Origin of the sequence: Microbispora sp. ATCC PTA-5024 (assembly GCF_000511135.2) — a bacterium.
In the GTDB taxonomy this organism is placed as follows: domain Bacteria; phylum Actinomycetota; class Actinomycetes; order Streptosporangiales; family Streptosporangiaceae; genus Microbispora; species Microbispora corallina.
Genome location: NZ_KI866522.1, coordinates 1,955,182 through 1,963,874, shown reverse-complemented (window position 1 = coordinate 1,963,874; position 8,693 = coordinate 1,955,182). Strand labels below are relative to the sequence as shown.

Annotated in this window: 9 protein-coding genes; 5 read left to right on the top strand and 4 right to left on the bottom strand. The window is 75.5% G+C overall.

The annotated features are described in order from the left end of the window. From MPTA5024_RS08675 to MPTA5024_RS08660, 4 genes are all read right to left on the bottom strand, one after another. The coding region (locus MPTA5024_RS08675) for an NAD(P)/FAD-dependent oxidoreductase (protein ID WP_063794638.1) at window positions 1-1,042 on the bottom strand (1,042 nt) is incomplete at its 3' end. Continuing rightward, a complete protein-coding gene (locus MPTA5024_RS08670; protein ID WP_084369515.1) occupies window positions 1,039-2,448 on the bottom strand; it encodes an NAD(P)/FAD-dependent oxidoreductase in 1,410 nt (469 codons plus the stop codon). The genes MPTA5024_RS08670 and MPTA5024_RS08675, both read right to left, overlap by 4 nt. Beyond that, a complete protein-coding gene (locus MPTA5024_RS08665) occupies window positions 2,445-3,899 on the bottom strand; it encodes an FGGY family carbohydrate kinase (protein WP_036321345.1) in 1,455 nt (484 codons plus the stop codon). Before MPTA5024_RS08665 ends, MPTA5024_RS08670 begins: the two co-directional genes overlap by 4 nt. A 51-nt stretch (window positions 3,900-3,950) precedes the next feature. Continuing rightward, window positions 3,951-4,724, bottom strand: coding sequence for a DeoR/GlpR family DNA-binding transcription regulator (locus tag MPTA5024_RS08660; RefSeq protein WP_442922032.1), 774 nt, complete (start codon window positions 4,722-4,724; stop codon window positions 3,951-3,953). A gap of 190 nt (window positions 4,725-4,914) precedes the next feature. Here MPTA5024_RS08660 and hisD point away from each other — a divergent pair, with 190 nt between their 5' ends. The 5 genes from hisD to hisH are packed head-to-tail and all read left to right on the top strand — an operon-like array spanning window position 4,915 to window position 8,687. Continuing rightward, complete coding sequence (hisD, locus tag MPTA5024_RS08655; protein ID WP_036321342.1) at window positions 4,915-6,222, top strand: histidinol dehydrogenase; 1,308 nt, start codon at window positions 4,915-4,917, stop codon at window positions 6,220-6,222. Further along, window positions 6,219-7,295 carry a histidinol-phosphate transaminase gene (locus MPTA5024_RS08650; protein WP_036321340.1) on the top strand — a complete coding sequence of 359 codons (1,077 nt, stop codon included), beginning with the start codon at window positions 6,219-6,221 and terminating at the stop codon, window positions 7,293-7,295. Before hisD ends, MPTA5024_RS08650 begins: the two co-directional genes overlap by 4 nt. Beyond that, window positions 7,292-7,906, top strand: coding sequence for an imidazoleglycerol-phosphate dehydratase HisB (gene hisB, locus MPTA5024_RS08645; protein WP_036321338.1), 615 nt, complete (start codon window positions 7,292-7,294; stop codon window positions 7,904-7,906). Before MPTA5024_RS08650 ends, hisB begins: the two co-directional genes overlap by 4 nt. Beyond that, window positions 7,906-8,058, top strand: coding sequence for a hypothetical protein (locus MPTA5024_RS41965; RefSeq protein WP_198167020.1), 153 nt, complete (start codon window positions 7,906-7,908; stop codon window positions 8,056-8,058). The genes hisB and MPTA5024_RS41965 overlap by 1 nt, the downstream gene beginning before the upstream one ends. Further along, window positions 8,049-8,687 (top strand): imidazole glycerol phosphate synthase subunit HisH, encoded by a 639-nt coding sequence (gene hisH, locus MPTA5024_RS08640; protein ID WP_036321335.1) that lies wholly within the window; start codon window positions 8,049-8,051, stop codon window positions 8,685-8,687. The genes MPTA5024_RS41965 and hisH overlap by 10 nt, the downstream gene beginning before the upstream one ends. Window positions 8,688-8,693 lie beyond the last annotated feature (6 nt).

Sequence of the window (8,693 nt, the reverse complement as noted above, 5' to 3'; positions counted from 1 at the left end):
CCGCGCCCGGCCGCGCCAGCCCCGGCGACACCCAGGTGAACGGCGCCCCGGCCAGCAGCGGGATCGCCCGCGCGGCCGGGGCGCCGCCGCCGAGGTGGCGCAGCACGTGCCGGGCGACGTGGCGGCCGTCGAGGGCCGCGACGTCGGCCGTGTCCACGGGGTGGACCAGGTTGCCCACGGCGAAGACGCCGGGACGGCTGGTGGCGAGCGTGTTGTCGACCACCGGGGCGCGGCTCCCCGGGTCCGTTACGAGCCCGGCCGCCCGGGCGAGCTCGTCGTCCGGGATCCAGTCGCCGGTGAAGACGACCGTGTCGCAGGCGACCGTGCGCCGTGCGCCGGTGCGCAGGTCCTCCACCTCGACGGCCTCCACGGCGTCGCGCCCGGCGACGCGGACGACCCGGGTCCCGGTGGCCACCGGCACCCCGAGCACGGCCCGCCCCGGCAGGCTGAAGGCCGCGTACGACTCGGGGCGGGCGTGCTCGCTGGTCATCAGCACCGTGCGGCAGCCGGCCCGGCGCAGGGTGAGCACGGCCGACCAGCTCACCGGCCCGGCGCCCACGACGACGGCGCGGCCGCCCACCGCCCGCCCGTGCAGGTGGACGAGGTTCTGCAGCTGCCCGGTCGTCAGCACGCCCGGCGGCCGGTCGCCGGGGACCATGCGGGCCGTGCGGGGCCGTTCCCGGGCCCCGGTGGCGAGCACCACGGCGCCCGCCTCCACCCGGAGGAGCCCCTGGGGGGTCGTGACGTCGAGGGCCCGCTCGCCGGCCCAGCCGGTGACCATGGCGCAGGTGCGGATCGCCGCGCCGGCCTCGCGCGCGCGGGCCGCGAGCAGCCGGGCGTACGCCGGGCCGGTCATGATCCGGCCGAGGTCGCGGATCCCGTAGCCCGTGTGGTCGCTGTGCCGGGGGTTCCCGCCCGACTCCCGCTCCCTGTCGAGCACGAGGACGCGCAGCCCTGCGGCCGCGAGCCCGCCCGCCGCGGTCAGGCCGGACGGCCCGGCCCCGACGACAGCCACGTCCGCGGTGAGGGTGGTGCGGCTCATCGGGCGCCCTCCCGGAGCAGGCGGTCGATCTCGGCCCCGCAGTGGAAGCCCTGGCAGCGGCCCATCGTGGCCCTCGTCCGGCGGCGCAGCCCGTCCAGGTCGCCGGGCGGCAGCGGCGCGGCCAGGGCGTCCCTGACCTCCCCGGCCGTGACCCGCTCGCAGAAGCACACGACCGTCCCGTACGCCGGGTCGCGCTCGACGAGGTCCGCCCGCTGGTACGGCCGGGGGAACGCCTCCCCGATGTTCGGCATGCGCGGCGGCCCGGGCAGCCCCGCCCTGGGCTCGAGGGCGAGCCCCGCCCCGGCCAGCAGCCCGGCGGCGTGCTCGGCGAGCGCCATGGACGCGGTCAGCCCGGTCGAGCGGATGCCCCCGAGCACGAGGTAGCGCCCGGCGGGGTCGAGGTGCACCTGGTAGTCGCCGTGCTCGGTGGCCGCCCGGAGCCCGGCGTACGCGGCGGTGACCTCCTCCTCCAGCAGCGCGGGCATCAGCCGGCGGCCCCTGCCGGCCAGGAACGCGAATCCGTCCTCGGAGGTGGAGGTGTCCATGCGGTCCTCCAGCTCCTCGGCGGTCGGCCCGAGCATCACGTTGCCGTAGACGGTGGGGCTGATCAGCACGCCCTTGCCGCGCGAGCCGGGCACGGGCAGCACGATGCGGTCCGCGAGCGGCCGGGCCGCCTTGTCGAACACGAGCAGCTCGCCCCGGCGGGGCGTGACCGTGAACCGGCGGTGCCCGAACAGGCCGTCGACCGCGTCGGAGCCGAGGCCGGCGGCGTTGACGACCCAGCGGGCCCGCAGCGGCCCCCGGGAGGTGGACAGCACGGTCTGGCCGCCGTCCCGCGCGACCGCCTCCACCCGGGCGTTCAGCAGCAGGTGGACGCCCCGGGCCAGCGCCTCCGTGGCGAACGCGAGCGTGGTCGTCCACGGGCAGACGATCGACTCCCCGGGCACCGTGAGCCCCCCGAGCACCCCCGGCCCGAGCGCGGGCACCATCGCGTAGACCTCGTCCGGACCGGCGGGCGCGCAGTCGCGGCAGCCGTTGGCGGCCGCCTTCCCCGCCAGTCCGGGCAGCGCGGCCAGCTCCTCCTCGGTCCAGGCCACCAGCACGGCCCCCGTCCGCTCGACCGGGATGCCGGTCGCGGCGGCGTACGCGCCGAGCAGGTCGTAGCCGCGGCGGACCAGCCGGGACTCCAGCGTCCCCGGCGTGGCGTCGAAGCCGGTGTGCAGGATCGCGGTGTTGGCCTTGCTCGTCCCGTCGCCGACGTCGCACCGCGCCTCGACCAGGGCGACCGACAGGTCGTACCCGGCCAGCTCGCGGGCGACGGCCGCGCCGACCACGCCCGCGCCGATCACGGCGACGTCCACGGCGCCCACCGGAAGCGGGCCGTGCCGCATCCCGTCCGTGCTCATCCGTTCCCTCCCGTCCCGGCGCGGGCCGTGCCGATCGCAGCCTCGACGCCGGCCCGCCAGCGGGCGAGGAACTCCCCGGCCCGATCGGCCGGCCAGCGCGGCTCGTACGTCTTCGAGGGGGCCCAGGCCGGAACGGCGTCGGCCAGGCCCAGAGTGGGGTCGAGCGCGAGGCGGGCCGTCGCGGCGGCGCCCAGGGCGGTCGCGTGCGGCGACGGGTAGACCTCCACGGGAATCTGCAGCAGGTCGGCCTGCGCCTGCATGAGCGCGGCGGAGCGGGTGAGGCCGCCGTCCGCGCGCAGCCGGGACAGCGGCCCGCCGAGGTCGCCCGCCACCACCCGGGCCAGCTCGGCCACCTGGGCGGCGACGCCCTCGACCACGGCACGCACCAGGTGGCCGGGCCGGGTGGACAGCGTCATGCCGAGGAAGGCGGCGGCGGCGTCCGGCCGCCACCACGGCGCGGCGAGCCCCGCCAGGGCGGGCACGAACAGCGTCCCCTCACTGCCGCCCGCGGCCGCGGCGTCGAGGTCGCCGGCCCCGCCGAGGAGCCCCAGCTCGCCCAGCCACCGTACGGCGGAGGCGGCCGTGTAGACCTGGCCGTCGACGCAGTACGCCGTCGCGCCCCGGGCCCGCCAGGCCACTGAGGACGTCAGCCCCGAGGACGGGCGCACGGCCCGGTCCCCGGTGCCGGCCAGCAGGAACGCCCCGGTCCCGTACGTGCACTTCGCCTCGCCCGGCAGCAGGCAGCCCTCGGCGAGCAGCGCGGCCTGCTGGTCCACGATCAGCCCGCCCACGGGGATCTCGCCGCCGAAGGCCCGGGTGGTGCCCACGATCTCGTCGCAGGCGACGACCCGCGGCATGCGCTCCCCGGCCAGGCCGAACAGCCCGAGCAGTTCCGGGCTCCACTCCACGGCGTCGAGGTCGAGCAGCAGCGAGCGGCTCGCGGTCGCGGCGTCGGTGACGAACTCCCCGGTGAGGCGGTGGACCAGCCACGCGTCGCTGGTGGTCACCACGCCCTCCGCCGTGACCTCGCGGCGCAGCCAGGCCATCTTGGGGGCGGAGAAGTAGGGGTCGAGCACGAGCCCGGTGAGCGCGGCGATCCTGTCCGCGTGCCCGGCCAGGGCGGCGCAGACGTCCTCGGCCCTGCGGTCCTGCCAGACGAGGGCCGTGGACAGCGGCCGCCCGGTCGCCGGGTCCCAGGCGAGGACGGTCTCGCCCTGGTTGGCCAGCGACACCGCCCCGACGGGCCGTCCCGCCGCCTCCACGGCGCGGCGTCCGGCGGTCAGCACCGAGCCGAGCAGCTCGGCGGGGTCCTGCTCGACCCGGCCTCCGGGCAGGTACGACGGCCGGACCGGCTCCTCGGCCAGGGCCAGGATCTCGCCGCCGGGGGCGGCGACGACGGCCTTGGTCCCGGAGGTGCCCTGGTCGATCGCGAGGACGGGAAGGTCGGACATGGATCGTCTCCTGGCTGGGGAGGAGCGGGGGAGAGGCGGGCTCGGGCCGGTCTAGGGCGCGATGACCTCCACACCCGCCCTGACCAGGGCGGACGCGAGCGCGGGCGGAGGTGGTCCGTCCGTCACCAGACCGGAGAAGCCGTCCAGGCCGCACACCCGGTGGGCCGCGACCCTGCCGTGCTTGGTGGTGTCGGCGAGCACGTAGGTCCTGGCCGTGGTCGCGAGGATCACCCGCCTGGTCGCGACCTCGTCGAGGTGGTGGTCGGTCAGCCCGGCCCGGGCGTCCACGCCGCCGGAGCCGAGCAGCGCGACGTCGGCCCGCAGGTCGGCGAAGAAGGCCAGGGTGTGCGCGTTGGAGACCGCGAGGTCCCCCTGCCGGACCCGCCCGCCCGAGACGAGCACCTCGATCCCCGGGCGGCCGGCGAGCTCCGCGGCGACCAGCAGCGAGCAGGTCGCCACGACGCCGCGGAACGACGCGGGCAGCGCGCGGGCCGCGTGGACGGCGGTCGTGCCGACGTCGATCACGACGGTCTGCCCCGGCCGCGGGACCCGGGCGGCCAGGGCCCCGATGACGGCCTTGGCCTCGGCCTGGGCCGTCGAGCGCTCCAGGTGGGACGGCTCCTCACCGGCGGCCGAGGGGGCGGCGACGGCTCCGCCGTGCACGCGCACCAGCAGCGCCCGCCGCTCCAGGACCGCGAGGTCCCGCCGGACGGTCTCGGGGGAGACGCCGAGCGCCCCGGCGAGGTCCTCCGTGCGCACCGTCCCCGCCCGGGAGAGGGCCTCGACGATCCGCTGATGGCGCTGAGCGGGAAGCACGGAGACCATCCTTGTGACCAGAAGTGACGGTTGTTGCCCGAAAGTGTGGATTGGTGACCGAAATCCTGTCAAGGGTGATCGGGAAAGCCGCCCTCCGGAAAAATCGCCCAGCTCCCGGGGCACCCGAGGGTGGCCGAAACGTACGTCCCGGATGCTGGACACACGAGGATCGGTCCCTGGTCGTCCGTAGACTGGGACGGTGATTTCCCGTATCGACCTGCGCGGGTCCCTGCCTGGAGACCTGCGCGACGTGCTGCCCCGCGCCGAGCTCGACGTCGAGGCCGCCCTGGAGAGGGTGCGGCCCATCTGCGAGGAGGTGCGCCATCGCGGCGCCGCGGCCGTACGGGAGCTGACCGCGCGGTTCGACGGCGTCGAGCTGGAGTCGGCCCGCGTCCCGGCCGAGGCGATCGCCCGCGCCCTCGACGGGCTCGACCCGGCCGTGCGGGCGGCCCTGGAGGAGTCGATCAGGCGGGCCCGGCTCGTCCACCGCGACCAGCGGCGCACCGACACCATCACGGACGTCGTCCCCGGCGGCACGGTCACCGAGCGGTGGGTGCCGGTCGACCGGGTCGGGCTGTACGTGCCGGGAGGCCGCGCCGTCTACCCCTCCAGCGTCGTCATGAACGTCGTGCCCGCCCAGGAGGCCGGGGTCGGGTCGCTGGCCGTCTCGTCGCCGGCGCAGAAGGAGTTCGGCGGGCTGCCGCACCCGTCGATCCTCGCCGCGTGCGCGCTGCTCGGCGTCGACGAGGTCTACGCCGTGGGCGGCGCCCAGGCCGTGGCGATGTTCGCCTACGGCACCGAGGAGTGCCCCCGGGCGACGATGGTGACGGGGCCCGGCAACATCTACGTGGCCGCGGCCAAGCGGCTGCTCAAGGGCCTCATCGGCATCGACTCCGAGGCCGGGCCCACCGAGATCGCGATCCTGGCCGACGAGACCGCCGACCCCGTCCACGTCGCCGCCGACCTGATCAGCCAGGCCGAGCACGACGTGATCGCGGCCGCCGTGCTGGTCACCACCAGCCCCGGGCTGGCCGACGCGGTGGACAAGGAGCTGCCCGGCCAGGTGGCGGCCACGCGCCACTCTGAACGGATCACCGAGGCCCTGTCCGGCCGCCAGTCCGGCATCGTGCTCGTGTCCTCGCTGGAGGACGGCCTGCGCGTCGTCGACGCGTACGCCGCCGAGCACCTGGAGATCCAGACGGCCGACCCGCAGGCCGTGGCCGCCCGGGTCCGCAACGCCGGCGCGATCTTCGTCGGGCCGTACGCCCCGGTGTCGCTGGGCGACTACATGGCCGGCTCCAACCACGTGCTGCCGACCGGCGGGTGCGCCTGCCACTCCTCCGGCCTGTCCGTGCAGACGTTCCTGCGGGGCATCCACGTCGTCGACTACAGCAGGGACGCGCTGGCCGAGGCCGCGCCGCTCGTGTGCGCGCTCGCCGACGCCGAGGACCTGCCCGCCCACGGCGCGGCCGTCCGCGCCCGCTTCGACTGGGAAGTGCCCTCATGACCACGCTCGGCGACCTGCCCATCCGCGACGACCTGCGCGGCAAGCAGCCGTACGGCGCCCCGCAGCTCGACGTGCCCGTGCAGCTCAACACCAACGAGAACCCCTACCCGCCGTCCGCCGCGCTCATCGACGACCTCGCCCTGGCCGTCCGGCACGGCGCGGCGACCCTCAACCGCTATCCCGACCGCGACGCGGTGGAGCTGCGCAAGGACCTCGCCGACTACCTGGGCCACGGCCTGACGGGCCGGCAGCTGTGGGCCGCCAACGGGTCCAACGAGATCATCCAGCAGATCCTGCAGGCATTCGGCGGCCCCGGGCGGTCGGCCATCGGGTTCGAGCCGTCCTACTCGATGCACCCGATCATCGCCGGGGGCACGAACACCCGGTGGATCGCGGGAGCCCGCGGGGAGGACTTCTCGCTCGACGTCGCCGCCGCCGTCCGCGTGATCGAGGAGCACCGCCCCGACGTGGTGTTCCTCACCTCGCCGAACAACCCGACCGGGACGGCGCTGCCGCTCGACGTGATCGAGAGCGTCCTGGCCGCCGCCCCCGGCATGGTGGTCGTGGACGAGGCGTACGCCGAGTTCGCGCGGGCGGGCACCCCGTCGGCGCTGACCCTGCTGCCCGGCCACCCCCGGCTGATCGTGACCCGGACCATGTCCAAGGCGTTCGCGATGGCCGGCACACGGCTCGGGTACCTCGCGGCCGACCCGGCCGTCGTGGACGCGATGCTGCTGGTCCGCCTGCCGTACCATCTGTCGACGCTGACGCAGGCGGCCGCCCGGGTGGCGCTGGCCCACCGGGAGGAGCTGCTCGGCACCGTCGACACGCTGCGCGCCGAGCGGGACGCCACGGTGGACTGGCTACGGCATCGTGGCCTGCGGGCCGCTGACTCCGACGCCAACTTCGTGCTATTCGGTAGGTTCCCGGACCGGCGCGCCGTCTGGGAGGGGCTGCTGGAGCGCGGCGTGCTGATCAGGGAGACCGGTCCCGCGGGGTGGCTCCGCGTGTCGATCGGCACAAGGGACGAGATGGCGGCCTTCCGCGCCGCCTTGGAAGGGGTCCTCGGATGACCGGCACCCACGAGGCCGCCGGGCGGCGCGGCCGTGTCGAGCGCACGACCAAGGAGACGTCGGTCCTCGTAGAGATCGGCCTCGACGGCACCGGCGTGGTCGACGTCTCGACCGGCGTCGGCTTCTACGACCACATGCTGGCCCAGCTCGGCAAGCACGGGCTGTTCGACCTCACCGTGAAGACCGAGGGCGACCTGCACATCGACGCCCATCACACGATCGAGGACACCTCGATCGCGCTGGGCGCCGCCTTCCGGGAGGCCCTGGGCGACAAGTCGGGCATCCGGCGGTTCGGCAGCGCCTCTTGCCCGCTGGACGAGTCCCTGGCGCAGGTCACGGTCGACCTGTCCGGCCGGCCGTACCTCGTGCACACCGAGCCCGAGGGCATGGCCTCGATGATCGGGCCCGACTACGACACCACCATGACCCGGCACATCCTGGAGTCGTTCGTCGCGCAGGCGGCGGTCTGCCTCCACGTCCACGTGCCGTACGGGCGCAACGCCCACCACATCGTGGAGGCGCAGTTCAAGGCCCTCGCGCGGGCGCTGCGCGAGGCGAGCGAGCGCGACCCGCGGGCGAGCGGCGTGCCCAGCACCAAGGGCGTGCTCTGATGACGTTCGCATCCGGCGGAATGATCTTCGTGGGCCTCTTCCTGATCGGCGGCGTCATCTCCGGCATCAGGCAGGGGCTGAAGCTGATGGCCGCGCTGGCCGGCGTCGGAGCCGCGCTGGCGATCACGGCGGGGGTGATGTGGTGGCAGTAGGCAGGCGCGTCGTCGTCCTCGACTACGGGTCGGGCAACCTGCGCTCGGCCGAGCGGGCGCTGGCCAGGGCCGGGGCCGACGTGACCGTGACGGCCGACTTCGACGCCGCCCTCGACGCCGAGGGCCTCGTGGTCCCCGGCGTCGGCGCGTTCGCGGCCTGCATGAAGGGGCTGAAGGCCGTCCGCGGCGACCAGATCGTGGGTCGCCGCCTCGCCGGGGGCCGTCCCGTGCTCGGCATCTGCGTGGGCATGCAGATCCTGTTCGAGAAGGGCGTCGAGCACGGCGTCCACACCGAGGGCTGCGGCGAGTGGCCGGGGACGGTCGAGCGCCTCGACGCCCCCGTCCTGCCGCACATGGGGTGGAACACGGTCACCATGCCCGAGGGCAGCGTGCTGTTCCGCGGGCTCGACGCGGACACCCGCTTCTACTTCGTCCACTCGTACGGCGTGCGTGAGTGGAGGCTGGAGGCCGGCGACGGCTTCGTTCCGCCGCTGGTGACCTGGTCGGAGCACGGCGTCCCGTTCGTCGCGGCCGTCGAGAACGGCCCTCTCATGGCCACCCAGTTCCATCCCGAGAAGTCCGGCGACGCCGGAGCGGTTCTGCTGTCCAATTGGCTGAGCACCCTGTGACCGGCC